The 26,018-nt window shown below is 71.7% G+C and carries 19 protein-coding genes; 11 read left to right on the top strand and 8 right to left on the bottom strand.

What is annotated here, in order from left to right; genetic code table 11:
- The first annotated feature begins 125 nt into the window (after positions 1-125).
- The 4 genes from Aau02nite_RS30430 (at position 126) to Aau02nite_RS30415 (ending at position 6,450) form a co-directional block, all read left to right on the top strand.
- A complete protein-coding gene (locus Aau02nite_RS30430; RefSeq protein WP_212992038.1) occupies positions 126-3,953 on the top strand; it encodes a coiled-coil domain-containing protein in 3,828 nt (1,275 codons plus the stop codon).
- The gene (locus Aau02nite_RS30425) at positions 3,950-4,462 is read left to right on the top strand and encodes a hypothetical protein (protein WP_212992037.1); all 513 of its coding nucleotides are present in this window, start codon (positions 3,950-3,952) and stop codon (positions 4,460-4,462) included. The genes Aau02nite_RS30430 and Aau02nite_RS30425 overlap by 4 nt, the downstream gene beginning before the upstream one ends.
- 83 nt (positions 4,463-4,545) lie before the next feature.
- A complete protein-coding gene (locus Aau02nite_RS30420; RefSeq protein ID WP_212992036.1) occupies positions 4,546-5,976 on the top strand; it encodes a hypothetical protein in 1,431 nt (476 codons plus the stop codon).
- 24 nt (positions 5,977-6,000) lie between these two features.
- Complete coding sequence (locus Aau02nite_RS30415) at positions 6,001-6,450, top strand: hypothetical protein (RefSeq protein ID WP_212992035.1); 450 nt, start codon at positions 6,001-6,003, stop codon at positions 6,448-6,450.
- Between the two features lie 6 nt (positions 6,451-6,456).
- Here the strand turns inward: Aau02nite_RS30415 and Aau02nite_RS30410 are convergent, their stop codons facing one another.
- From Aau02nite_RS30410 to Aau02nite_RS30400, 3 genes are all read right to left on the bottom strand, one after another.
- The gene (locus tag Aau02nite_RS30410) at positions 6,457-7,245 is read right to left on the bottom strand and encodes an SAM-dependent methyltransferase (protein WP_212992034.1); all 789 of its coding nucleotides are present in this window, start codon (positions 7,243-7,245) and stop codon (positions 6,457-6,459) included.
- Between the two features lie 26 nt (positions 7,246-7,271).
- Entirely contained in the window at positions 7,272-8,162 is an 891-nt protein-coding gene (locus tag Aau02nite_RS30405; RefSeq protein WP_246595562.1) for a helix-turn-helix domain-containing protein, read from the bottom strand.
- A gap of 127 nt (positions 8,163-8,289) precedes the next feature.
- Positions 8,290-9,444 carry a calcium-binding protein gene (locus Aau02nite_RS30400; protein WP_212992033.1) on the bottom strand — a complete coding sequence of 385 codons (1,155 nt, stop codon included), beginning with the start codon at positions 9,442-9,444 and terminating at the stop codon, positions 8,290-8,292.
- A 245-nt stretch (positions 9,445-9,689) separates the two neighbouring features.
- Here Aau02nite_RS30400 and Aau02nite_RS30395 point away from each other — a divergent pair, with 245 nt between their 5' ends.
- Positions 9,690-14,501, top strand: a complete 4,812-nt coding sequence (locus Aau02nite_RS30395; RefSeq protein WP_246595561.1) for an ExeM/NucH family extracellular endonuclease — start codon at positions 9,690-9,692, stop codon at positions 14,499-14,501.
- Between the two features lie 140 nt (positions 14,502-14,641).
- On the opposite strand, the gene Aau02nite_RS30390 is transcribed toward Aau02nite_RS30395, so the two are convergent.
- Entirely contained in the window at positions 14,642-15,049 is a 408-nt protein-coding gene (locus Aau02nite_RS30390) for a hypothetical protein (protein WP_212992032.1), read from the bottom strand.
- A 389-nt stretch (positions 15,050-15,438) separates the two neighbouring features.
- On the opposite strand from Aau02nite_RS30390, the gene Aau02nite_RS30385 reads away from it, so the two are divergent.
- Positions 15,439-16,197 (top strand): sugar phosphate isomerase/epimerase family protein, encoded by a 759-nt coding sequence (locus tag Aau02nite_RS30385; RefSeq protein ID WP_212992031.1) that lies wholly within the window; start codon positions 15,439-15,441, stop codon positions 16,195-16,197.
- Entirely contained in the window at positions 16,194-17,294 is a 1,101-nt protein-coding gene (locus Aau02nite_RS30380) for a Gfo/Idh/MocA family protein (RefSeq protein ID WP_212992030.1), read from the top strand. Before Aau02nite_RS30385 ends, Aau02nite_RS30380 begins: the two co-directional genes overlap by 4 nt.
- Here the strand turns inward: Aau02nite_RS30380 and Aau02nite_RS30375 are convergent.
- The 3 genes from Aau02nite_RS30375 to Aau02nite_RS30365 are packed head-to-tail and all read right to left on the bottom strand — an operon-like array spanning position 17,291 to position 20,158.
- Positions 17,291-17,881 carry a TetR/AcrR family transcriptional regulator gene (locus Aau02nite_RS30375; RefSeq protein ID WP_212992029.1) on the bottom strand — a complete coding sequence of 197 codons (591 nt, stop codon included), beginning with the start codon at positions 17,879-17,881 and terminating at the stop codon, positions 17,291-17,293. The genes Aau02nite_RS30380 and Aau02nite_RS30375 overlap by 4 nt on opposite strands.
- A 7-nt stretch (positions 17,882-17,888) precedes the next feature.
- Positions 17,889-19,022 (bottom strand): glycosyltransferase, encoded by a 1,134-nt coding sequence (locus Aau02nite_RS30370; RefSeq protein ID WP_212992028.1) that lies wholly within the window; start codon positions 19,020-19,022, stop codon positions 17,889-17,891.
- A complete protein-coding gene (locus Aau02nite_RS30365) occupies positions 19,019-20,158 on the bottom strand; it encodes a glycosyltransferase family 4 protein (protein WP_212992027.1) in 1,140 nt (379 codons plus the stop codon). The genes Aau02nite_RS30370 and Aau02nite_RS30365 overlap by 4 nt, the downstream gene beginning before the upstream one ends.
- Before the next feature lie 143 nt (positions 20,159-20,301).
- Between Aau02nite_RS30365 and Aau02nite_RS30360 the strand changes: the two genes are divergently transcribed.
- The 4 genes from Aau02nite_RS30360 (at position 20,302) to Aau02nite_RS30345 (ending at position 24,770) form a co-directional block, all read left to right on the top strand.
- Positions 20,302-22,092 carry a LamG-like jellyroll fold domain-containing protein gene (locus Aau02nite_RS30360; RefSeq protein WP_212992026.1) on the top strand — a complete coding sequence of 597 codons (1,791 nt, stop codon included), beginning with the start codon at positions 20,302-20,304 and terminating at the stop codon, positions 22,090-22,092.
- A gap of 20 nt (positions 22,093-22,112) precedes the next feature.
- Positions 22,113-22,922 (top strand): alpha/beta fold hydrolase, encoded by an 810-nt coding sequence (locus Aau02nite_RS30355; RefSeq protein WP_212992025.1) that lies wholly within the window; start codon positions 22,113-22,115, stop codon positions 22,920-22,922.
- Positions 22,919-24,346: an FAD-binding oxidoreductase gene (locus Aau02nite_RS30350; RefSeq protein ID WP_212992024.1), complete on the top strand. Its 1,428-nt coding sequence runs from the start codon at positions 22,919-22,921 to the stop codon at positions 24,344-24,346. Before Aau02nite_RS30355 ends, Aau02nite_RS30350 begins: the two co-directional genes overlap by 4 nt.
- Before the next feature lie 133 nt (positions 24,347-24,479).
- The gene (locus Aau02nite_RS30345; RefSeq protein ID WP_246595560.1) at positions 24,480-24,770 is read left to right on the top strand and encodes an STAS domain-containing protein; all 291 of its coding nucleotides are present in this window, start codon (positions 24,480-24,482) and stop codon (positions 24,768-24,770) included.
- Here the strand turns inward: Aau02nite_RS30345 and Aau02nite_RS30340 are convergent.
- The gene (locus tag Aau02nite_RS30340; RefSeq protein WP_212992022.1) at positions 24,767-25,375 is read right to left on the bottom strand and encodes a hypothetical protein; all 609 of its coding nucleotides are present in this window, start codon (positions 25,373-25,375) and stop codon (positions 24,767-24,769) included. The genes Aau02nite_RS30345 and Aau02nite_RS30340 overlap by 4 nt on opposite strands.
- Between the last annotated feature and the right edge of the window lie 643 nt (positions 25,376-26,018).

The raw sequence follows: 26,018 nt of genomic DNA, 5'->3' as shown, positions 1-26,018 counted from the left end.
CGTGGCATCGATCGATGCCCGGCGGGGGGCGCACGGTTCGCGCCCCCCGCGGACGTAGACGATGGCCTATGTTCAAGCGGTTCGCGGACCATACGGGGGTCCGGGTATGACGGAGTGGAGCCGCTTTGCTGAGGAGAACTCTGCGCCGCCTCACGGTGACCGCAACCGCGGTGGCCGTGCTGGCGGGTCTGGGCGCCGAAGGCGCCGTCGCCGCACCGACCTCACCACCTCCGGCGCCCGCGCCGGCCGCGGGCAAGCCTGCCGGGGAGTCGCTCAACGACCTGTTCAAGTACCCGACCTTCGCGCCGAGGACCGCGCGCACGGGCAACACGGACGATGTCACGTACCAGTTGATGTGCTGGTATGCCGAAGCGCACGCCGACCCGGAGGTCCGGGAGGCGGCAGCCGCGGCCCTGTCCGCCGGGGACGCCGCGATCGTGGCGTTCCTGGCCCCCAACGGCGGTTACACCCAAGCGGTCAAGAAGGCCGAGCAGCGCCGGCAGAAAGCCGACCAGGCGCTGATCACCGAGATCCGGGCCCTGCGGGGTACCGGCGGGCCGACCTTCAACGCCGAGGTCGAACGCGTCCTCGCGCCGGCGGCCAAGCCGCGTGACCGCGAGGCGTTCAAGGCCTACGGCGCGCAGATCAGCCGGGAGCGCGACGCCGAGCTGACCAAGCAGCAGGCAGACCGGGCCGCCGAGCTGCGGGGCCGGGTGCAGCTGATCATCGACTCCACCGACGAGGCGGAGAGCCCGAACACGCACACCGCCGCGGTCGAGGCGCTGGCCGGCGGGGACGCCGCGATCACCGACTTCTTCGAGCGGGGGCTGGCCGAGGCCGGGCAGCTGGACGCGGAGCTGCGCGAGGATCTGGTCGCCAGCCGCGAGGCGGAGCTGAAGGCCATCGAGGAAGCCGCCGACCTGGCTGTCCGTTCCCGCAAGGCGAACGACGCCCGGGTCCGGCTGATCCAGGCGCACGGCGCGGGCGTCAAGGCGCTGCAGCAGTCGGCGAACGCGATGACCAGCGGTTCGATCAACGGCCGGCGGGCGGCGCAGATCCTCCAGGCCAGGGGGCCGCTGCGCGACCTGGAAGCGGTCAAGGCGGCCGCCGCGGTCAACCTGACGGATGCCCGTAACTTCGCCACGGAGGCCCGCAACGCGGCAGCCGTCGCTCAGGCGGCGGCTGACGTGCTGGTCAATGAGGCGAAGCTGCCGTACGGCGCGGAGTGGGCCGACATGGCGGAGGGCTTGTCGCTGTCCGCCGAGGCCGCGTACCAGGCGACCCAGACCGCGGTGCACGCGATCGACGCCACGATCGCCACCCACAAGGCCATCGGCAGCGCCGACGAGGCGACCCGGCGCGCCGAGCAGGCCCGCCGCTGGAAGCTGCAGGCGATCCAGCACAAGGAGGCGGCCGCGAAGCTGGCCGCGGTGGCCAAGAAGCAGGCCGACGCGGCTGACAAGGCCGCCCAGCGGGCCGAGGCGCACCGGCAGGCGACCGCCGTGCAGACGGCGGCGGCGTGGGACCACGCGGCCAAGGCGCGGGCGCACCGCGACGAGGCGATCCGGCAGGCCGACATCGCTGCCGACCAGCGTGAGATCGCCGAGGCGGAGCGGGCCAACGCCGAGCGGTCCCATGCCACCGCGAAGGCGCAGGCCGACGAGGCCAACCGGCTCCGCGGCCTGGCCGAGGTGGACCGGAACAACGCCGCCGGTGAGCGGAAGCGCGCGGAGGCGGCGGAAGGCAAGGCGCGGACCGCGCGGGACAATGCGGCGGCTCGCGAGGAGAGCGCCCGCCGGCTCCGTGAGCAGGCCCGAGACGCGGCCGAGGAACGCGATCTGGCCAGGAAGCAGGCCGAAGCGGCCGAGCTGGCGGCGAAGGCCAACCTGACCGGTCAGGACAAGCGGGACGCCGAAGCCGCGGCTGCGGAGGCGCGGCAGGCGGCCGACGCCGCGCAGCGCAACGCGGACTCGGCCAAGGCCAACGCGGACGGGGCCACCGCGGCCGCGTCGAAGGCCGACGCCGCAGCCATCGAGACGGAGCGTGCGGCCGACCGCGCCCGGGAGGCGGCGAGCAAGGCCGCCGCCGCCGCTGCCGCGTCCGACCGGGCGGCCAGTGGCGCCGAGGCCGAGGCCGCGAAGGCCCGGAAGGCGGCGCGCGCCGCCGAGCGGGAAGCGGCCGCGGCGACGGTGCAGGAGGTCAAGGCGGCCAAGGCGGCCAAGGCCGCCGACCGGGCCGCGCAGGGTTCCGCCACCGCGGCCGTGAAGAGCCTGTGGGCAGCGGACCGTACGCGGGACGAAGCGATCGCCGCGACCAACGAGGCGGCGTCGGCGACGGTGCAGTCGGAGAACGCGCTGCGGTCGGCCAATGCGGCCCGGGCTTCGGCGACCGCTGCGCTGATCCCGGCGTCGAACGCGGTCGAGCTGCTGGCCCCGTTCACCGCGACCGACATCAGCGCGGTGTTCGCCACCCAGGTGGCGAACATGGCGGTCCAGATCAGCGAGGAGCAGGCCCGGGCCGCTGAGGCGCGTGCCGTCGAGGCGCAGTCCGCCGCGGACAGCGCACGCCTGGCGGCCGAGGCAGCGCAGCTCGACATGAAAGAGGCGTACCAGGCGGCTGCCGATGCCGCGAAGTCGGCCGCCGAAGCGGCCCGGGACAATGCGCGCGCCAAGCGGGCGTCGCTGCGGGCCAAGGAATCAGCACGGTTGGCGCGCGAGTCGGCGGCCAGCGCCCGCAACGCCGATGCGCAGGCCCGGCGGGATGCCCAGGACGCGCGTTCGGCGTCCAACCGGGCGTACGAGGACGCGCGGATCGCCGGCCTCAACGCCGACCAGGCCGAGCGGCTCAGCACCGACGCACGCAACCGGGCCGACCAGGCGTTGAAGGACGCCGACGACGCCCAGCGGTTCGCGACCGAGGCTCAGGAGCACGCCAACGTCGCCGACCAGTCCGCCAAGGACGCCGCGGCCTTCGCCACGGAATCGGCGAAATACGCGGAGCTGGCGAACCAGTACGCGGACGAGGCGCAGGCCGAGGCCGACCGTCTGGAGGCCGAGATCCGGGCGTCGGAGAACGCCGACCTGGACCAGGCCTTCGGTGGGTGGTCGCCGGCGATGCTGGCCGACGCCAAGGACTATCTGACGGCGGCGCAGTTCGCGTCGATCGAGCCGTTCGTCGCCGCCTCCCGCGGCGACGTGTCGCAGTTCCTGACGCAGTACGGCCCGCAGCTGATCGGCGACTTCTTCAACGTCGACGACATCCGGGCGTGCTTCGGCGGCAAGGTGCTGTCCTGCCTGATCCTGGTGGCCGAGCAGCTCGGTCCGATCAAGGCGTTCAAGGCGCTGAAGCTGCTCTACAAGACCACCAAGGCGATCAAGGGCTTCTGGGACGCGGTCAAGAAGGCTCGCAAGATCATCCGCAACGTCGAGAAGAAGCTCGGCGACTGCAAGAAGGGCCTGATCAAGGAGATCGCCGGCGACCTCGTCGAGGTCGCGGCCACAGCCGCAGCCGCGAAACGGTCGGCTGCCGCTACCGATCCGCCGAAGAAGTGCAAGGTCAAGTACGACGACGACGATGTCGAGATCTACTACCGTGCGATGTCCGATGAACACTGGGACATCCTCGATCGGCCCAACGGTCGCGTTTCCGCCACCTCGGAAACGTTCATCTCACCGACCGAGGCATACTCGCGGAAGTACGACGGGGTGCTGGTCAAGCTGATCGTCAAGAAGGGCACCACTGCCCAGCTGGAGGCCATCGGCATCCGCGACGACTCGGAGGCGACGCGCCGGGCGTACCCGAAGATGCCGGCCCCGGAGAAGTTCGGGGGCTGGTGGAAGAAACACGCGTACTTCAAGGGGGAAGGCGCGAATCACATCAACATCGGACTCGGCCGGGAAGATGCGTTGGGGATCTTCAACAAGAACCTGGTCGACTACGAGAGGTTGCGATGACGCCGCAGGACCGTGATGTGATCTTCTCGCTCGTCGTGGTCCCCGGCCGGGGCGCCGCGGGGTCGGAGGAGGACGTCCTCCGGCACTTCGGCACGACCGACGGCGTGGGCCTGAGCCTCCGCCTCCTGAGCGAGGCGATCGCCGAGAAGTCACCCGCCGACCTGGAGGCCGCCCTGATCGTCAGCGGCACCTTCGGCACCGTGCCGCAGCACCTGCCCTACCTGGTGGCCCTGGTGCCGGAGGACTGGCACAAGCAGCACGAGAACGTCGTCGCCATGCTCAGTGACCTGAGAGCGCCCGAGGCGGTCGACGCCCTGCACCATGCCGCCATCTGGGCGCCGGCCTACCTCGACTGGAACGAGGCGCGTCCGCTGGCCACCAAGGCGATCTGGGCGCTCGGTGCCATCCCGGGCGCCGAGGCGGAGCGGGCACTGACCTGGATCGCCGACGAACCGGACGAGGTCGTCCGGGACGCCGCACGAGCGCAACTGGACAGACGACGCCGTTGACGGAGCCGGCCAGCTGAGCAATCCGGACGGACGGTGGCAGCCGGCCACCGTCCGTCCGGCCCAACACCCAGTCAGGGGCACCAGTGCAGGACCCAGCCACACCGCAGATTCGACGAGGCTTCCAGGCTCCCGTCGAGCCGGCCGCTCCGCCCGCCGCACCGAAGCTGTCCCGTCGGCGCACGGCGATCCTCGGCGGCGCCGTCCTGGCCGTCGTCGCCATCACCACCGCGATCGGTGCCGTCGTCACCCACGAGCCGGCGCAGACCGCGGCCCAGGTGATCAGCGACGTCAGCAGGCCGGTCCAGACCGTCACCACTGCGGCGCCGGCCACTGCCATCACCACTCGGGCTCAGATCGACAGCCCTGGCGGCCGGGCCGAGGAGACTCTCAACAAGGCGGCGGCGGCTCTGCTCAAGGGCGACCAAGCGGGCTGGCTCGCCATGGTCGACCCCGGCAAGCCCAAGGTACGAGCCTACTACCGTCAGCTCTACACGTCACTGCGCGGGCTCGACGTGACCGCTCTGCAGTTCCACCGCCTCATTCCCAAGCCGGTGGGCTGGGGAGACTCGAGCTGGACCGAGGACTTCTTCCTGACCTACTGCTTCAGCGCGAACAGCTGCCCGCCGTTCAGGTACCTGAACCCGGGTGGTCCGGGCGCGCCGATGATCGCGCAGGGCCTGACCATCCGGCAGGTCGCGGCCCTGGACTACCGGATCACCGCCGTCGGCGCGCCCCGGCTGGCCTCCGAATCCTGGGCCTCACCGCCCTGGCAGGTCACCCCTCTGGTGCAGGCCAAGGGAAAACGCGTCACCGTCAGCGCCGGCCGCGGCGACGCCAAGCGGATCAAGGAAGTGCTCGCGGCCGCCGAGCGAGCCGCCACCAGGGCCGACCACTACGCCGGACTCGTCGGCAACCCCCAGACGCGGTACCGCGTCTACATGGCCACCGACAAACAGTGGCGCACCTGGTTCGGCGGCTCCCAAGGTCGCTGGGCCATCGGCTACGCCACCTTCCCGCAGGGTGTCATGACCGAGATCATCATCAGGATGAGCGCGGCCGGCAGCGGCAGCAAGCTGCAGAACCTCCTCCAGCACGAGATGGGCCACGCGGTCACCGTGGGCGGCGCCGACCTCGGCGGCCAGGCGATCGCCAACCCGATGATGTGGCTGCAGGAGGGCATTGCCGAGTACATCGCCTACGCACCCCGCCCGGCGACCGCGACCAGCCGCCTGCCCGAAGTCCGCGACGCGCTGCGCCGCAAACGGCCGTCCAGCATCGTGCTCGGCCAGCTGTCCGACAACGCCGGCCGCAACGAGGCCAGCGCCTACTACGGTCTGAGCCACTTCGCGGTCGACTGCCTCGCCGACAAGTACGGCGAACGCAAACTCTTCGACTTCGTCACCCTGACCCTGCGCGAGCGAGTGGGCGTCGACAAGGCATCCGCCCAGGTCTTCGGCACCGAGTTCCGCCCCATCGACCAGACCTGCCGCACCTGGATCCGCCAGCGAGCCTGAGCGATCCCCAAGACATTGATGTTCTTGACTTGCCGATGCCGAGCACCCACCGCCGCCCACGCCCACGGCGACCGCTACGCCGCCAAGGTGTCCTTCCTCAACCCGGAATGGCACGTGGTCGTCGTCTGGCTCGCCAACCAGTTCGAGGCACAGGTCGACCTGTCGGCGTCCCGAGGCTTCTGGCTCACCTACAGCGCGACCGACGACCTGTACGTGCAGCTGCGGCCCGCCTCGCAGTGGAGCGGCGGCGCCCAGTGGGCCACCGCGATCCCGTCGACCCGGGGCCGGACGGTGACCAGGTTCTTCAGCTTCCGGCCCGAGGCGTGGACCTCAGTGCCCGCGCTCGGCGCGCCCGCGCACTCCTTCGCCGATGCGATCAGTGAGGCGCGGGGGCTGGTCTTCGTCGGCAAGACGCCCAACGAGCTGACCTTCCGGGGCCTGCGGTTCCACCGCTACACCCCGCCGTGCCTCTGATCGCGCCTACGCGGGCTTGCGGCCGACTCCCACCAGGTTGTGCAGCGGACGCGTCTCGCCCGGCTCGGTCCGCCAGCGGGTCACGTCCACCAGGCCCGGCTCGACCAGCTCCAGGCCCGCGAAGTAGCTGGCGATCTCTTCCGGGCTGCGCATCGCGTACGGCGGATTGGCCGTCGCGTTCCAGATCTTCATGACCTCGTTGAGCTCCGGGTTGGTGTTGGTCCCGTCGACCACCACCAGATAGCTTCCCGGCGCCAGGGCGTCCATGACCCTGCCCACGATGGCCGCCGCTTCCTCGGCCGAGGGCAGGTGGGCCAGGATCCCGGACAGCATCAGCGCCACCGGCTTGGTGAAGTCCAGCGTGCGCCCCGCCTCGCGCAGGATCGTCTCCGTGTCGCGCAGGTCCGCGTCGATGTAGTCCGTCGCGCCTTCCGGGCCGCTGGTCAGCAGCGCGCGGGCGTGCACCAGCACCAGCGGGTCGTAGTCGACGTAGACGATGCGGGACTCCGGGGCCACCTCCTGGGCCACCTCGTGCGTGTTGTTCGTGGTCGGCAGCCCCGTACCGATGTCCAGGAACTGCCGGACGCCGGCCTCGCCCGCCAGGTAGCGGACGGCCCTGTTCAGCACCGCGCGGTCGGCGCGGGCGATGTCGACGATGATCGGGTATTCCTCGGCGATCTGGTCGCCGAGGTCACGGTCGACCGCGTAGTTGTCCTTGCCGCCCAGCCAGTAGTTCCAGACCCGGGCCGTCTGCGGGACGGTGGTATCGATCTTCGGCGCCTGTCCGTCGGTCATCGGCGATGCCCTTCAACTCGATCTGTCTACTGTGGAGTGCGGTCGGATTGTAAGGACAGGTCGTCGATGATCCTTTCCAGGATGACGGCGGTGTCCAGCAGCGGCGCGGCCTCGACGAACAGGCGGTTCGCCGCGTGGAAGTAGAATTCGACGTCCTTGCGGCTGTGTAGGTACAGCGCGCTGGTGAGCTGCTCGAGGTAGACCATGTCCGGCAGGTCGGGCTGCGGGAAGCGCAGGATGGTGAACGATCCGCCGGCCGCCGCGTGCCCACCCGCGGTGAGCGGGAGCACCTGCAGCCGTACGTTGGGCGACTTCGTCACGATGCCGAGCAGCGCCTCGAGCTGGTCGCGCATCACCCGCTTGCCGCCGACCGGGCGCCGCAACGCCGCCTCGTCCACGAGCGCCCAGAGTTTCGGCGGGTCGGGGCGGGTGAGCATCTGCTGCTGCGCCAGTCGCTGCCGGACGCGACGAGCGCTCCCGGCTCCCCGGGGCATCACCGCCCGGGCGTACCCCTCGGTCTGCAACAGGCCCGGCACGGACTGCACCTCGTAGGTCCGGATCAGCGAGGCCGTCGCTTCCAGGCTCAGATACCGCTCGAACCAGTTCGGCGTCACGTCGCTGTAGGCGTGCGACCGGCCCGGCGCGTTGGCCTCGCGGACCCGGGCCAGCAGAGCCGCCCGTTCGTGTTCGTCGTGGACGCCGTAGCGGGACAGCAGGTCGAGGACGTCCCGCTCGGCGAAGGTGGCCCGGCCCAGCTCCATCCGGTCGATCGCCGACTCCGGCAGCTGCCGCGGTCCGCCGGCCTCGGCCCTGGTCAGGCCGCTTTCCTCGCGCAGCCGCCGCAGGTAGGCGCCCACGAGAACGCGCACGGCTGTGGGGGTGTCGCCGCCCCCGTCCCGCTGGGGTGATGTGTCCACCGTGCACCTCCGGCCGCGTCCCGGAGCCAGCATGCCATCGGAATTCATCTGAAACCAGTACACGGGAGACGGCCCGCCCGAGCGGGGGTCACTCCGCTCGGCCGGGCCGTCCATAACCAGGTGTTGTCTACTTCATTGCCGCCCGGGCGGCCGCCGCCCGCTGCTGCGCCTGCACGGCAGCCTCGATCCGGGCCGCCGGCGCGACCGCCGCGGAACGCGCCTGCGTGCCACCCCGGACGTCCTCGCAGTTCTTCGCGGTGCCCGCGGCCTTGATCAGGCACAAGTCACCGAGGACGGTGGCGTGGGCGCCGCCGTCGAGCTGGTCCCGAGCCGCGTCGCTACCGGACGGCTGACCCGCCACGGCGTCCTCGCCGACGAGGGCGTCGTCGCCCTTGTGGCCGGCGATGGTGTCGTTGCCGGCCTTGCCGAAGAGGTAGTCGTTCCCGTCGCCACCGGCGACGGTGTCGTTGCCCGCCTCACCGAGAACGATGTCCTTGCCGGCGTCGCCGGCGAGCCAGTCGTTGCCCGCATCGCCGTAGACCACGTCGTCACCGGTCGATCCGGTGATGCGGTCGTTGCCCGCGTCACCGACGAGCACGTCGTTGCCGGCGGCACCGGTGATCGTGTCGTTGCCCGCACCGCCCTCGATCCCGTCGATGCCCGCGGCGCCGGAGAGGGTGTCGTTGCCCGAACCACCGAGGATCTCGTCGTTGCCGGCTTCGCCGTAGGCCTTGTCGGTGCCGGGCCCGGCGTCGATGCGGTCGTTGCCGGCGCCACCGGCCAGGTGGTCGTTGCCCGAGCCACCGAAGAGCGTGTCGATGCCGCCCCGGCCGTACAGCTTGTCGTTGCCGGTGCCGCCCTGCAGCTGGTCGGCCGCCGAGCCACCGGTGAGCTTGTCGGTGCCGGAACCACCGTCGGCGAGCATGTAGACGGAGGTCTTGTTCAAGACCCAGTCGTTCTTGTCGCCGAGGGCGACGCTGAGCCGCGACGTCTTCTTCTTGGTCTTGCACTTGACCTTGGTCTTGTCGCCCTTGACCGCCTTGCAGCCCTTGCCGGCCTTGATGGCGACCTTGTCGTTCAGCGTGACGGTGCGGCCCGAGATGGTGATGGTCAGCCCGTTGCTCTTGCCCAGCAGAGCGTTGAACTGGACGGTGGACGAACCGACCACCTTGGCCAGGCCGGCGGACGCCGCCTGGGCGGGCACAGCGAAGAACGCGGTCGAGGCGACCGCCGCCGCGGTGACGCCGGCGACCGTCAAAGCCTTGCGGTGGAACAGGAACATGCAGAATCCCCCGTGTCGAAAAGCGTGTTGTGGTGATCGGCGGCGACTATACGTGAGGCATGCTCGCACTCGGGTGCCGACGTATGCCTGTTCGTTACCTGAACGAGCGTTGATCGTCATTGGACCTGCTTACGCTCCGGCGCATTAGAACCTTGGAAGGACAAAACTCCATGCGTCGATCCATGCCCGCAGCCGGGGTCGCTCCGCGATCCCGGTCAGGGCGTCACGCTCTCGGTGCGGCGTTCGTGGCCACCACCCTCGGCCTCGGCTTCACCGGTCCGGCTCGCGCCGCGGAAGCGCCGACCCGCGCCGCGGAAACTGCGCCGGTACGCGCCGCAAAAGCGGTGCCGGGACCATTCATCAGCGAAATTCACTACGACAATTCCGGCACCGACAGCGGTGAGGCGATCGAGATCGAGGCGCCCGCCGGCTTCGATCTGACCGGCTGGCGGATCGTGCTCTACAACGGCAACGGTGGCGTGGTCTACGACACCGACACGTTCGCCGGGAGCGTTCCGGCCGCCGGCGTGGTCGTGCAGAGGTATCCGGTGGACGGGATCCAGAACGGCCCGGACGGGGCGGCCCTGGTCGACCCGGCCGGTGCGGTCGCCGAGTTCCTCACCTACGAGGGGGCTTTCGCCGCCACCGCCGGACCGGCGGCCGGCACCTCCGGTGTCGACCTCGGCGTCGTCGAGGGTCAGAGCACCACTGCGGCCGACTCGCTGCAGAAGATCGACGGCGTCTGGAAGGCGCCGGCCGCGAACAGCTTCGGCGCGCGCAACGCCGTCGCGCCGGACCCGGATCCCGATCCCGACCCGGCCCCCGGCTGCACCGTCGCGACCGACCACACCATCGCCGAGGTGCAGGGCACCGGCGCGGCCACCACGCTGGCCGGCACCCGGGTCACCGTCGAGGGCGTCGTGACCGCCGACCACCGCACCGGTGGCTACAACGGCATCTACGTGCAGACCGCGGGCAGCGGCGGGGACCGCCCGGTCGCCGCGGGCACGGCCTCCGACGCCGTCTTCGTCTACCTGCCCACCGGCACCGCCCCGGCCGTCGCCCTCGGTGACCGGGTCCGCGTCACCGGCACGGCCACCGAGTTCAACGCGTTCACCCAGCTCAGCATCGCGGCCAAGGCCGACGTGCAGGTCTGCGCGCACGACGCGCCGCTGCCGGCGCCCGTACCGCTGAGCCTGCCGCTGGCCGACGACGCCCGCGAGTCCGTCGAGGGCATGCTGGTCGCCCCGGTCGGGGCGTACACCGTCTCCGACGTCTACAACACCAACCGGTACGGCGAGATCGTGCTCGCCGCCGGCAACGCCCCGGCCCGCGTGCCGACCGACGTGGCCCGCCCCGGCACCGAGGCCGCGGCGCAGGTCAAGGCGGCGAACAAGCTCGGCCGGATCCTGCTCGACGACGGCCGGACGACGAACCTGGCCTCGGCCGGGCTCGCGCCGCCGTACCTGTCGAAGACCGACCCGGTCCGGGTGGATGACACCGTCGAATCGTTCGGCCCGGCCGTCCTGGGCTTCGGCTTCAACGAGTGGCGGCTGCAGCCGACCACTCCGGTCGACGCGGGAACCCCGGCACCGGCCCGCACGACGTTCAAGGACACCAACCCGCGCACCGCGGCGCCCGCCGCGGTCGGTGGTGACATCAAGGTGGCCAGCTTCAACGTCCTGAACTACTTCGTGCACTTCGGTGAGCCGGCCCGGGGAGCCGCCGACGCGGCCGCGCTGGCCAAGCAGCAGGCGAAGATCGTCTCGGCGATCACCGCCCTGGACGCCGACGTGGTCGCGCTGATGGAGATCGAGAACTCGGTCCGGTTCGAGGCCGACCAGCCGCAGCGGGCGCTGGAGACGCTGGTCGGCGCGCTGAACGCGGTCGACGGCGCGGGCACCTGGGACTACGTGCGCTCGCCGGCGGACCTCCCGGCCGCCGCCCAGCAGGACTTCATCACCACGGCCATCATCTTCAAGCCGGCCGCGGTCACCCTGAAGGGCGCCGCCCGCTCGATCAACGACGAGTCGGTGTGGTCCAACGCCCGCGAGCCGATCGCGCAGACGTTCACCTCCGGCGCGATCACCTTCACCGTGGTGGCCAACCACTTCAAGTCCAAGAGCGCCTCGACCCCGCCGAGCGGCGACAACGCCGACAGCGGTGACGGGCAGGGGCCGTACAACGGCGACCGGGTGCGGCAGGCGAACTCGCTGGCCGGCTTCGTCGACCAGCTGAAGGCCGGCAGCGGCAGCGACCAGGTGCTGCTGCTCGGCGACTTCAACGCCTACACCCGGGAAGACCCGATGCAGGCCCTGTACGACAAGGGCTTCACCGACGTGCACACCACCGGGGCACCGGGCGGGTACTCGTACGTCTTCGGCGGCGAGACCGGCTCGCTCGACCACGGGCTGGCCACCGCCCCGCTCGCCGAGCGGGTCACCGGCGTCGACATCTGGAACATCAACTCCGTCGAGTCGTACGCCTACCAGTACGACGTCTACGCACCGTTCTACGACGCCGGTCCGTACCGGGCCAGCGACCACGATCCCGTGGTGATCGGCCTGGAGACCGGGTTGACCAAGCCGGTCGACCTGCAGCTGCTGACCATCAACGACTTCCACGGCCGGCTCGAGCCGCCGTCGACCGCGGGCGGCCAGCCGGTCGGCGGCGCCGCCCAGCTCGTCGGGCTGGTCGACCGGTTGCGGGCCGCCAACCCGAACACCGCGTGGGTCTCCGCCGGAGACAACATCGGGGCGTCGACCTTCGTGTCGGCGATCGACAACGACAATCCGACCCTGGACGTGCTGAACGCCGGCGGGCTGACCGTCGCGGCGGTCGGCAACCACGAGTTCGACAAGGGCCTGGCCGACCTGCTGGGCCGGGTCGAGGACCGGGCGAAGTTCCCGTACCTCGCGGCCAACGTCTACAAGGACGGCAAGCGGGTGCTGCCCGGGTACTCGGTGCAGAGCCTGGGCGGCGTCGAGGTGGGCTACATCGGCGTGGTGACCGAGCAGACCGCTTCGCTGGTCGCGCCGGGCGGCATCGCCGGCGTGGAGTTCCGGGACCCGGTGGCCGAGGCGGACAAGCTCGCCACGGAGCTGTCCGACGGCAACGCGGCCAACGGCGAGGCCGACGTCCTGGTGCTGCTGGCTCACGAGGGCGCGGCGTCGGAGCACATCGGTTCCGCCGCCGAGCTGGTGGCCGACCCCGTTTTCGGCCGGTACACCCAGGTCAGCCCCGAGATCGACGCCATCCTCAGCGGTCACACCCACCAGCCGTACGCGTTCCAGGTGCCGGTCCCCGGCACGTCGCGGACCCGGCCGGTCATCCAGGCCGAGGACTACGGCGTCAAGCTGGGCAAGGCCGTGCTCACCTACGACCCGGCCGCCCGCGCGGTGACCGCGTCCACGGCTGAGCTGCTCGCCGTCACGGGCGTCACGTCGAATCCGGCGGTCGCCGACCTCGTGGCCAAGGCCAAGGCCAACGCCACCGAGCTGGGCAAGCAGACCCTGGGCAAGATCACCGCGGACATCCTGCGCGGCTACACCGCTGCCGGCAACGAGGACCGCGGCATCGAGTCGGTGCTGGGCAACTTCATCGCCGATGTGCAGCTGGACCAGACCCGCGACGCCGGCCGGGGCGGGGCGCAGATCGCCCTGATGAACCCGGGCGGCCTGCGGTCCGACCTCAAGTACGGCACCGACGGCACGGTCACCTACGCCGACGCGTTCGCCGTGCAGCCGTTCGCCAACGACGTCATCACCCAGACGCTGACCGGCGCCGACATCAAGCTGGCGCTGGAGCAGCAGTGGCAGCCGGCCGGTGCGTCCCGTCCGGTGCTGCACCTGGGCGTGTCGAAGGGGCTCACCTACTCCTACGACGCCGCCCAGCCGCAGGGTCAGCGGATCATCGCCTCGTCGCTCAAGCTCAACGGGGTCACGCTGAACCCGGCGGGCACGTACCGGGTGACGACGAACTCGTTCCTGGCCACCGGCGGGGACAACTTCGCCGCCCTGGCCGGGGGCAGCAACAAGGTGACGACCGGCGACAACGACCTGACGATGCTGGTCAACTACTTCGCCGCGCACACGCCGGTCACGGCCGACCCGGCGCCGCGGGCCACCGCGGGCGTGTCGGACTCCACCGCACCGACGGGCACGTTCACGCTGGACGCGACGGCGCTGTGGCCGGGTCAGACGGTCACTCTGACCCAGACCGCGCTCACCGACGACGTGAGTGCGCCGGCGGGGATCCGCCGGGTCGTCACCTGGGGCGACGGCAGCGCGCCGCAGACCCTGGCGGCCGGGGCGAAGACCGCGACCCACACCTATGCGGCCGCGGGCCGCTTCCCGGTGTCGGTAGCGCTGACCGACGAGGCGGGCAACACCGGGCCGGCCGGCTTCACCGGTACGTCCACGGTGGTCGTCGCGGCTCAGCCCGGCCGGTACGCCCTGGACCGCAGGTCGATCTGGGCGACCCAGTCCGTCAAGCTCAGCCTCAGCGGCGTGAGCGGAGCGAGCAAGGTCTCGGTGGCCTGGGGCGACGGCGCAACCTCCACGATGTCGCCGAATGTCGGCAGCGCGGCGCACGTCTACCCGAAGGCCGGCACGTTCACGGTCAAGGTGACGCTGTTCAACCAGGCCGGGGCCGGCACGCCGGTCACGGTCGGGTCGGTCAGGGTCACCAAGGACACCCACAAGCCGGTCGTGACCTTCACCGTGCCGAAGAACGCCGGCAAGGCGTCCGCCTGGTCGAAGATCACGGGTACGGCGACCGACAAGGGCGTCGGGGTGGCCCGGGTCCGGGTGAAGCTGATCGAGCAGCGCAACGGCAAGTGGTACTACTACACCGGCCGTACCTGGGTGAAGACCACCTCGAAGAGCAAGGCCTCGGCCAAGGCGACCGTCCTCACCGTGACGCCGACTGCCCGGGGCACCTGGAGCCTGGGTCTCAAGGGCGTCAAGAAGGGCACCCTGACGGTCACCTACTGGGGCTCCGACAAGGCCGGTAACACCTCGGCCGGTAAGAGCTATACGCGGAAGATCACCAGGTAACGCCGTACCGGAAAAGGAAGGCCCCGACCGTCCGGCCGGGGCCTTCCGTCGTTTCCGGGCGCGGAGCCGGGAAACGGGCGTCGCCGGCCCGCGGAGACCGCGGGCCGGCGACGTTGTGTCGGGTCAGGTGGTGCTGGGCGTCAGCGACGCGGGCGGTTGTTGTTCCAGTGGCCGCCACCGTGGTGGTCGTTGCCGTTGTTCCAGTGGCCGCCACCGTGGTGGCCGCCGCCGTGCCAGTCACGCTCGACGTCGAGACGCCAGATCACCCGGAAGCCACGGCGCACGCGCTCGCACTCGTAGTCGTCCCAGCGGTCGAAGCGCTCGCCGATGCGGCCGACCCGCTCGCACTGGAGGCGGGTGCGGTAGTAGCCGGCGACCCAGTCACGGTCACGGCCGCGGTCGGTCTTCGCCTGCTGCTGGGTGCTCTGCGTGACGGACGTGGTTCCCTGGGCGGTCGACGAGGACGCCGCGGCGGGGCCGGCGGCCATCGTCACACCGGCGACCAGCGCCATTCCGGTCATGGCCAGCATTCGTGTTGCCTTACTCATGGAACCACCTTTTCTCGGCTGGTTTATTGCTAGATCCACAGAATCATGATCTAGAGCCGGAATTGTGGACCTACGTCCACATTAACCCGATTAGGTGATATTCCGTGTCGCGGGCGTACCGGGCAGAAGACCCGAAAATCGTTCCCGGGGCCCGCTAATCCTCCGAACGGCCGATGAGCGCTCAAACCGGCGGGCGTCAGTACTCATACTTTCGGCCAATTAGAACCGGTTCATACCCATTGGCGGCGCGGTCATTCACCACCTATTACCGCGAAATTGCCGCGCCGGATAAGGCGTGTGAATCGTGCCGTTCAGTTGATCTAGAGAGCGCTCACTAGCGTGAATTTTGACCAGCTGGTAGAAAAGATGAAGACCGCTTGGAGGTAGCGATGAGCAAGCTTTCCGTCCAGCTGTACTCAGTCCGGGATGCCTTCGCCCAAGACCCCGCCGGCACCCTCGCCCGGCTCGCCGCCCTCGGGTTCACCCAGGTGGAGCCGTACGGCGTGCGGGAGAACCTCGCCGTACTGCGCACCGGGCTCCCGGCCCACGGCCTGACCGCGCCGACGGCCCACGCCCAGCTCCTCGACCCGCGCGTCGATCAGCCTGCGGTGTTCGCCGCCGCAGCCGAGCTGGGTATCGGCATCGTCATCGACCCCATGGTGGAGCCGGCCCGCTGGCAGGACCCGGCCGACATCACCGCCACCGCGACCGCGCTCAACGACGCCGCCAAGGTGGCCGCCGAGCACGGCGTCACCGTCGGCTACCACAACCACTTCTGGGAGCTGCAGTCCCGGATCGGCGACCGGACCGCCTTCGAGGTGCTCGCGGAGCAGCTCGACCCGGCCGTGGTCCTTGAGGTGGACACGTACTGGGTCACGGCCGGCGGCGCGGAGGCGCCGGCCCTGCTGCGCCGCCTCGGCGACCGGGTACGCGCGATCCACGTCAAGGACGGCGACCTCGCCACCGACGGCTCCGGCCAGGTCCCCGCCGGCCAGGGCCGGGTCCCCGTCACCGACGTTCTCGCCGCGGCGCCGCAGGCCCTGCGGGTCGTCGAGTTCGACCGCTACGACGGCGACATCTTCGCCGCCCTGGGAGCCAGCCTCGCGTTCCTGCGCGACAGCGAGCAGCACGAGGGGGCCGCGCGATGAGCGCCGGCGCGGTGCGGGTCGGCGTCATCGGGGCCGGCACGATCAGCGAGACGTACCTGCGGAATCTCACCAGCTTCCCGGATCTGGACGTCCGCATGGTCGCCGACCTCGACCCCGGCCGGGCCGCCGCCCAGGCCGCCAGGCACGGCGTCCCCGCCGCGGGCACGACCCAGGACCTGCTCGCCGACCCGGCCGTCGAGCTCGTCGTCAACCTCACCGTCCCGGCCGCCCACGTCGACGTGGGCCTGGCCGCGCTGGAGGCCGGCAAGCACGTCTGGGCGGAGAAGCCGCTCGCACTCGACCGGCCATCCGCCCGCAAACTCCTGGACCGCGCCCGCGAGCTGGACCTCCGGGTGGCCAGCGCACCGGACACAGTGCTCGGGGCGGGGCTGCAGACCGCCCGGCGGGCCGTCGACGCCGGGCGCATCGGCGAGCCGCGGACGGCACTGGCCCTGTTCCAGTCACCCGGGCCGGAGAGCTGGCATCCCGCGCCGGAGTTCCTGTTCCAGACCGGCGGCGGTCCGCTGCTGGACATGGGCCCGTACTACCTGACCGCCCTCGTGCAGCTGCTGGGACCGATCGGCCGGGTCACCGCGACCGGCGGACGGGCCCGCGAGACCCGGGTGATCGGCTCCGGCCCCCGAGCCGGTACGGAGTTCCCGGTCACCGTCCCGACCACCGTGACGGCACTGCTGGAGTTCAGCCGGGGCGGCTCGGCCCAGGTGGTGCTGACCTTCGACTCGGCGCTGCCCCGCACCACCCTCGAGGTCGCCGGCACGCTGGGCACCGCCGTACTCCCGGATCCCAACCGTTTCGACGGCCCGACGGTGCTGCATCCGCTCACCGGGGGCGACCCGCAGGAGCTGGCGCCGCAGGGACATCCGGCCTCGCGCGGCACCGGCGTGCTGGAGCTGGCCCGCTCGATCCGGGCCGGCATGCCGGAACGCGCCTCGGGAGCGCTCGCCTACCACGTGCTCGACGCGATGCAGTCCATCGAGGAGTCGATCGCCGACCGGCGCCCGGTGGTCGTGCAGAGCACGGCCGACACGCCGCCCGCCCTGCCGGCCGACTGGGACCCCTACGCCCGGACCCTCTAGTCGAGCGGGACGGTGAGCAGGTCCTGCAGGTAGAAACGCAGCGCGCCGACCAGGTCGACCGCGGTGCCGTCGGACAGCCACTGCACCTGAAGGCCGTCCATCAGCGCGACCAGGTTCAGGCCCGCATGCTCGGGGTCGACGCCCGCGCGCAGTTCGCCCCGGGCGGCCAGCACCCGGAACGAGGCGGTCGCGTACTCCCGGGCCATCCGGTAGTGCCGTTCGAAGTAGTCGTGCGCGGGATGGTCCGCCGCGACTGCTTCGGCGGCCAGCCGGGCGTACACGTCGACGATGCCGGGGTGCCGGACGTTGTGCTCGGCGAGCGCGACCAGATGGGCCAGCGCCTCCCGGCCGGGCGGTACGGCCAGGCGCTCCCGCTCGGTGTCCTCCGCGTCCCGGCGCTCCAGCACGGCGGCGAGCAGCGACTCCTTGGTCGGGAAGTAGTACAGCAGGCCGGCGTGGGTGATGCCGACGCGGCGGGCGATCTCCCGCAGGGACGAGCCGTGGTAGCCCGCCTCCGCGTACACGGCGACGGCCGTCGTGATGATGTCCTCCCGACGGATCCGGCCCTTCAGATAACCCCCGGTCACCCGGCCATCATGCCGTACCAGTGGCTCGTCGACCGGCGCCCGCCCGGTCCGCAGTCATGATCGACAGGAAGCCGGCCACCGAGGCCGACCAGGGGAACCGCTCCGCCTGCGCGCGGGCGGCGACCCGGCGGTCCGGGCGGTCCAGCAGAGCACGGACCGCGGCACCGTAGGACGCGTCAGTCGTGGCGGCGAGACCGGCCGTCCCGATCACCTCCGGCAACGCGCTCGCGGCGCTGACCACTACCGGCGTACCGCTGGCCAGGGCCTCGAGCGCGGCCAGGCCGAACGTCTCGATCGGTCCGGGCGCCAGGGCCACGTCCGCCGTCGCGAGCAGGGCGGCCAGCTCGGTGCGGTCGCGCAGATGACCGGCGAAGCGGACCGGCAGGCCACGTTCGGCCGCCTCGGCCTGCAGGGCGGGCCGCAGCGGCCCGCCGCCGGCGACCACCAGCACCGCGGGCACTCCGGCGGCACGGACCTCGGCCAGCGCGGCGAGCGAGCGCCGTGGCTGCTTCTCCGCCGACAACCGGCCACAGTGCACCAGCAGCGCGTCGCCGGGCCCGGCCCACCGGCGCCGCAGCGCCGGATCGTGCCGGTCCGGCGAGAACAGATCAAGATCAACGCCCAGCGGTACGCGAGCCACGTCACGCACCCCGAGCCGCTCGAACTCGGCCGCCGCCCAGCCCGTGGTGCACACGATCCGGTCGAAGCCGGCGGCGCTGCGCGCGTTGAGCCGATCGGCCAGCCACCGCCCGTTGCCGCCGCCGAACAGCCGCAGCAGCCCGTCCAGGCTCTCGTGCGACACCATCGTCGACGGCACGCCGTGCCGCCGCGCCCAGTTGCCGGTCCAGCGCAGCGTCGTCCGGTCGGAGACCTCCAGGTGGTCCGGCCGCAACCGGGCCAGGGTGTCCGCGACCCGGCGCCGGTCGAGCAGCACCCGGTAGCCGCCCATCCGCGGCACCTCGGGCCCGGGCAGCGTGATGACCCGGCCCTGCTCGGTCTCGGCGTCGGCGAACCGGTTCCCGGGCACGACCAGGACCGGCGAGTGCCCGGCGGCGAGATAGCCGGCACCCAGTTCCCGCAGCGCGGTGCGCAGCCCACCCGAGCGGGCCGTGACGAAGTTGGCCAGCCGCACGATCCTCATGCCGGCACCAGCACCCGCTCGGCGGCCGGCTGCAACGCGGCCTCGTAGTGCCCGATCAGCTCGTCGCCGACGGCGGCCCACGTCCGGCCCTCGACCGCGACCCGGGCCGCGGCACCGAACAGGGCGCGCCGAGCGGGATCCCCGGCCAGCCCCGCGATCGCCGCGGTGAAGCCCTCGGCCCGGAAAGGCGGCACGAGATGCCCGGTCAGGCCGTCCGCGACCAGGTCGAGCGGCCCACCGGCAGCCGGCGCGACCACCGGCAGCCCGCTGGCCATCGCCTCCTGGATCGCCTGGCCGAACGTCTCGTACGGGCCGGTGTGCGCGAACACGTCGAGGCTGGCGTAGATCCGGGCCAGCTGGGCACCGTGCCGGGCGCCCAGGAACACGGCATCGGGCAGGGCCTGGCGCAACGTACCGGCCGCGGGCCCGTCGCCGACGACGATCAGCCGTACCCCCGGCAACCGGCTGGTCTGCGCGAGCAGATCCACCTGCTTCTCCACCGCCAGCCGCCCGACGAAGCCGACCAGCACCTCGCCGCCCGGGGCCAGCGCCCGGCGCAGGCCGGCGCTGCGGTGCCGCGGATGGAACCGCACGTCGTCGACCCCGCGCCGCCACAGGTGCACCCGGCGCACGCCGTGGCTGTCCAGCGCCGTCACCGATTCGGTCGACGGCGCCAGCGTCCGGAACGCCGCGTTGTGGACGGTCCGGATCCACCGCCACGCGGCGTGCTCGGTCATCGCGACCTTGTACGCCCGGGCGTAGGCGGCGACGTCGGTCTGGTAGACCGCAACGGCCGGCAACCGCAGCGCCCGGGCGGCCGCCGCACCCCACGCACCGAGCACGAACGGGCTCGCCAGGTGCACGACCTCGGTGCCGTGGGCGCGCAGCGCGCTGGTCAGGGCCGGGGTCGGCAGCCCGAGCCGGATCTGCGGATAGCCGGGCATCGGCAACGACGGGATACGCACCACCGGATAGGGCAGCTCACCGACCGCCCCACGACTGCCGGGCGGCGGCTGGGGAGCGATCACCAACGGGTCGTGCCCGCGCCGCACGAGATGCTCGGCGGCCCGGACGACCGAGTGTGCGACACCGTTGACATCCGGCAGGAAGGACTCCGTGACCAGCGCGATTCGCATGGGCAGAGGATGGGTGGCGGTCCCGCTCCGCCAGGCCACAAGGTTGTGACGGGGACGGGAACGGTGGGCGACAAGAGCGCTGTTCGCCCGTTCTTCGCCTCGCCGACGTCGGCTGTTGCCGCGACTTCAGCAGAGTGATCACCGTGGACCGACGGAACCTGCTGCGCGCGGCTGTGGCCGCTCCTGCCGTGCCCCTGCTGACCGGATCGGCCGCCGAGGCGGCGGACAAGACCCGCGGCGGTACGGGTGAACGCTTCGCGCTCGCCGTACTGCCCGACACCCAGTACCTCTTCGACGCCGACAGCCCGGACCCGGCGCCGCTGCGCGAGACTTTCCGCTACCTGCTCGACCAGCGTGAGGTTGTCTTCATGACCCACCTCGGCGACGTCACCGAGCACGGTACGGCCGAGGAGATCGGACTCGCCGGGGAGTGTTTCCGGCGGCTGGACGGGCGGCTGCCGTACAGCGTGCTGGCCGGCAACCATGACGTGAAGTCGTCCACGGACGACCAGCGTGGTGACTCGGCGTACCTGAGGGCCTTCGGACCGCACCGCTTCGCCCGGATGCCCACCTTCGCCGGGGCGTCCGCCGACGGCTACAACAGCGCCCACCTGCTCGCCGCGGGCGGCCGGCAGTGGCTCGTGCTCGCCCTGGACTGGCGCATCTCCGACCGCGGTCTGGCCTGGGCGCAGAACATCCTGGACAAGCACCGGCGGGTACCGGCGATCGTCACCACGCACGACCTCGCCTACGCCGACGATGCCGGTGTCGCGGCCCTGTCCGCCCACGGACAGCGCCTCTGGGACCGCCTGATCAAGGGCAACGACCAGATCTTCCTGACCCTGAACGGGCACTACTGGCCGCCCGGACGCACCGTGCTGAAGAACGACGCCGGGCACGACGTCCACGTGCACATCACCAACTACCAGGACCGCTACTACGGCGGCGCGGGCATGGTCCGGACCTACACGTTCGACCTGGCGCGCGACACGATCGACGTCGAGACCTTCGCACCCTGGTTCCTCGCCCGGCGGCCGGCGGAACGCACGCAGCTGGAGGCGGAGACCATCGAGCTCACCGGGCCGGCCGACCGGTTCAGCCTGAAGATCGACTTCGCCGACCGGTTCGCCGGCTTCGACCCGCCGGCGCTGCCCGCACCCCGGCCGGCCGCCGCGGTCGTGGACCGGCACACGGCCGCCTACTGGCGCTTCGACGCCGCCGGGCAGTCGGTCGCCGACGGCGCCACGGTCCGGGACCTGACCGGCAAGGGCAACGACCTGACGGTACGGCGACTGGCCAACAGCGGCCCCGACGTCCTGACCCTCTCCACCGAGCACCACCCCGGCCAGCCCGCGCACGCCAGCCTCCGCTTCGACGGCGGCAAGGGCCCCGACCGCGGCGCGATCCTGCACACCGGTCCGGACGCCGTGCTGAACGGCATGACCTTCGAGGGTGGCTACACCATCGAGGCGTTCGTGAAGCTGCCCGACCCGTTCGTCGGCGACCACGCCTGGATGGGCATCCTCAGCTGGGAGGGCCGCAGCGGCGACGCCGGCAAGCACAGCGGCTGGTCCCCGCTGGAACCCACCTGCAGTCTCAACGTGTCCCCCGAGCGCTTCCTGCAGTACGTCGTCTACCCGGCCGACCGGGACGCCGACCCGACGTCGTGGAGCCATGCCCTGCCGGTGGGCCGGTGGATGCACGTGGCGGTGGTGAACGACAGCCGCCGGACGACCGTGTGGATCGACGGCTCGAAGATTCTGCGGAATCCGAGCGAGGCCTCGCACGGCATCGCCACCCTGGGCCGCCCGTTCGTCCTCGGTGCGACGTCCTTCGACCTGCGCTACGGCCAGGGCTTCTACGGCTGGCTCGGCGACGTGCGGATCACCGCCCGGGCACTGGCCCCGAGGCAGTTCCTCCAGCGTTTCCGGTGACCCCGCCGTAGTGTCGAGGCATGTCGACGATCGCCACCAGCGACGGTGTCAACCTGCACTACACCGACGAGGGCAGCGGACCGCCGGTCGTGCTCATCGCCGGCTTCACCGCCTCGGCCGAGACCTGGGAGCTGCAACGCCGGGCCCTGCTGGGCGCCGGCTTCGGGGTGCTCGGCCTGGACCGGCGCTCGCACGGCGGTTCGGACAATCCCGCGTACGGCCAGCGGATCGCCCGGCACGGCAAGGACATCCGCGACTTCCTCGACGCCGCCGGCCTGGACCGGGTCGTCCTGGTCGGCGCTTCGATGGGCGCCAGCACGATCTGGGCCTACTACGACCTGTTCGGCGCCGACCGGCTGCGCGGCATCGTCACCGTCGACCAGACCCCGAAGATGGTCAACGACGAGGTCTGGCCGCACGGCTTCTACGGCCTCACCCGGCACAACCTCGGCACCTTCTTCGAGGACGGCGTGCCGGACACCGGCCACGGCCTGCCGGTCGCCGAGTCGGTGCAGCGGTTGGGGCGGTTGGTCGAGGCCCTCGGCCGGGTGCCGCGGATGAGCGACGCCCGGGCCCCGGAGACGTGGCCGCTGCTGCAGGACCACGCGGAGCAGGACTGGCGTGACGTGGTCGCCCGGGTCGCGGTGCCGAGCCTGCTCCTCGCCGGCCGCCACAGCCAGTTGTGGCCGTGCGAGCACGCGACCGCCGCGGCCGCGACCAACTCCCGCGCGGCCGCGCTGATCCTCGAGGACAGCGGGCACGCGGCCAACATCGACCAACCGGACCAGGTGAACGAGGCGCTGCTCAAGTTCCTGGCGGGCCTGGCATGACCGGCTCACTCGCGGCGGCCCTGCCCGGGCTGGACGTCATCGTCGACCCGGACGTGCTCGGCTCGCTGAGCCACGACGACGCGGAATGGGCCCCGGTGGGCCGCCCGGTCGGGGCGATCCGGGCCCGGAGCACCGAAGAAGTGAGCGCCATCGTCGCAGCCTGCGCCGCCCGGGACATCCCGGTGATCGCGCGGGGAGCGGGCACCGGGCTGTCCGGCGGCGCCAACGCGGTCGACGGCAGTCTCATCCTGGACCTGACCCGGATGAACAAGATCCTCGAGATCGACCCGGACAACATGATCGCGGTGGTCCAGCCCGGCGTCGTCAACGACGACCTGAAGGCCGCGGTCGCGGCCCACGGTCTCTGGTATCCGCCGGACCCGGCGAGCGCACCCTGGTCCACCATCGGCGGCAACGTGGCGACGAACGCGGGCGGCCTGTGCTGCCTGAAATACGGCGTGACCCGCGACTACGTGCTCGGCCTGCAGGCCGTCGTGGGCGGTCCGGCCGGCGCATACGGTACGGCGGTGCGCCTCGGCCACCGCACGACGAAGGGAGTGGCCGGCTACGACCTGGTCAGCCTGTTCGTCGGCGCCGAAGGAACGCTGGGAGTGGTCACCGAGGTCACGGTGCGGCTGCGTCCGGCTCGCGCGGCTGCGCCCCGTACCGTCGTCGGGGCTTTCGACAGCCTGGTGGCCGCCGGCGACGCGGTGGCCGCGACCACCCGCCTGGGTCTGCTCCCCACCGCGCTGGAATTGCTGGACCGGACCTGCCTGCAGGCGGTCGAGCAGTGGAAGCACCTCGGCCTGTCGGCGACGGCGGAGGCGCTGCTGCTCGCGCAGATCGACACGCCGGGCGAATCAGGCCAGGCGGAGGCGGACGCGCTGGCCCGGGTCTTCCGGGACGCGGGCGCCCAGTGGGCCGAGCAGTCGACCGACGAGTTCGAGGCGGAAGCGCTGTTCGCCGCGCGCCGGCTGGCCTACCCGGCGATGGAACGCCTGGGTCCGGTGCTGACCGAGGACGTGTGCGTGCCCCGGTCGGCCGTGCCGACGATGCTCGCCTCGATCGAGGAGATCGCGGCCCGGCACGGCGTCGCGATCGCGACCATCGCGCACGCGGGCGACGGCAACCTGCACCCGCTGATCCGAACCCCGGCCGGCGACGACGCGGCCCGGCGGTCGGCCCAGGCGGCGTTCGATCAGATCCTGACGGCGGCGATCGCCCTCGGGGGTACGGTCACCGGCGAGCACGGGGTGGGCCTGCTGAAGCGGCGCGGCCTGCGCCAGGAGCTGGAGCCGCCGGTGCTGGCGATGATGCAGGCGGTGAAGCAGACCCTGGATCCCCGGAACCTGTTCAACCCCGGCAAGGTGACCGGCGACCCGGACGCTGTAGCCCCCGCCCCGGCGCCGCCTGCCGGATCATGAACTGGCCCGAACAGCCGGTCGACGCGCCGCGGGAACCGTCATAGGCTGTCCGCCCGGCGAACGTGGGGTGACGGAAGGCAGACCGATGTTCAACACCGCGGTCGACGTCCGAACGGACGCGGACGGAAACGTTGTGCTCCAGCCCCATGGCCCCCTGGGCGCGGACTCCGCGGTGCAGTTCCGCCGGATTCTCGTGCACACGGTCCGGAAGGTCCGCCCGCTGCGCCTGGTCCTCGACCTGGCCGACGTGCCGGAGGTGGATGCGATCAACCTGGGCACGCTGGTGGCCCTGTGCGACCTGGCGGACGACCATCACGTGGTCGTGTCCATGCAGAACCCGTGCGCGGAGGTGGCCATCCAGCTGGCCGCGGCCGGCGTGCCATCGCGACACTTCCACACCGCCGGCCAGGCAGCCGTCAGCTAGCTGCGGGCGACGGTCATGGAGGAGACACCGCTGGTCGCGTCGATGTCGAAGCGGTCGGTGGCGGTGTCCCACCCCGGCCCGGTGAAGACGGCGCCCCCGGGTACGCCGGACTTGGTCTGCCCGTCCACCGTGACCTCGCCGGCCCCGTTCCTCGCAGCGACCCGTACGGGAGCAGTCCCGGTGAGGTTGACGACCAGCTGACTGGCGCCACCACCGACCACAACCCGCTGAGTCCCGCGGGCCGCCGGCAGCGATACCTCAGCTCGGCTGGTGCCGGCCGCGAAGTCGACGTCCCCGCCAGGTCCACCCTTGAGATCCACGGTCTGATCACTGGCGCCGCCCGTCAGCCGGACACTCCAGCGCACATCATCACTGAGCACAATGGTGATCAGAGCGGGACCGGTGAGCCCGGTGCCCCGCAGCCCAGCGACAACGGTGCTCCCGTTGACATCGACCTTGGGCACCACCTTGGACTCCGCGGGCGTGGAGACCTCGAAGAGATCAGGCCCGAGATCCCCGACGGTGACCCGGACGACGTCAGACGGGTTGACGAGGGAGAAGACCGCCGGCTTGTCCTTGGCGGCAGAGACGGCACCGCCCCGCACAACATGATCGGGTTCGCTCGGCGCGGCCTGCCCGATACCTGGCAAGCCGAGACCGGTGCCGGAGCCAGGCCAGGTAGCAGCCGGATTCGGAAGACCCTCACCCTCATCAGGCCCGACGTAGCGAGGCTGATGGGCCGGGTTGTAGTCCCGGCCGCCACCGTCCGCAGCCGAACACCCGGCCAGCAAGCCCACGGCCACAGCGAACGCACCCACCCGGACAATCACGTTCACCTATTACCCACCGTCCCTAGCGACTACACGACCACGCCGCCAGACTCCCCCACGCCGCCGCTGCCTTCCGCCACCCCTTCTCTCATGCCTGCAACAGAGCAACGGGAGCTGCGGGGTCGCAACTATCGCCCGTGCGGCCTCCCTGTCTCCATCCGCTGCCTGGACCCGCCCAGCCTCCCGATCAGTCCCGCCGGCCCCTCTCCGCCCCGTCCCGACCGACAACCCGAGGAGCCCTTCCCCGCAGTGCCCCCGCCTTGCCCCCCTTGCCCTGCCTGCCCCGCCTTGCCCTGCCCGCCCCGCCCGGCCCTGCCCGAAAACGAGCCGGGCCCGGCCGAAAAGCGGGATCGCCCGGGAACGCAAAAGAGCCCGCCCCGGTCAGGGGCAGGCTCCAACACACGCGTGGGGGTATAGA

This window comes from Actinoplanes auranticolor (assembly GCF_018332655.1).
GTDB classification, from domain to species: Bacteria; Actinomycetota; Actinomycetes; order Mycobacteriales; family Micromonosporaceae; genus Actinoplanes; species Actinoplanes auranticolor.
Note: the sequence above shows the minus strand (reverse complement) of the source record. Positions and strands in the feature narration are given on the sequence as shown.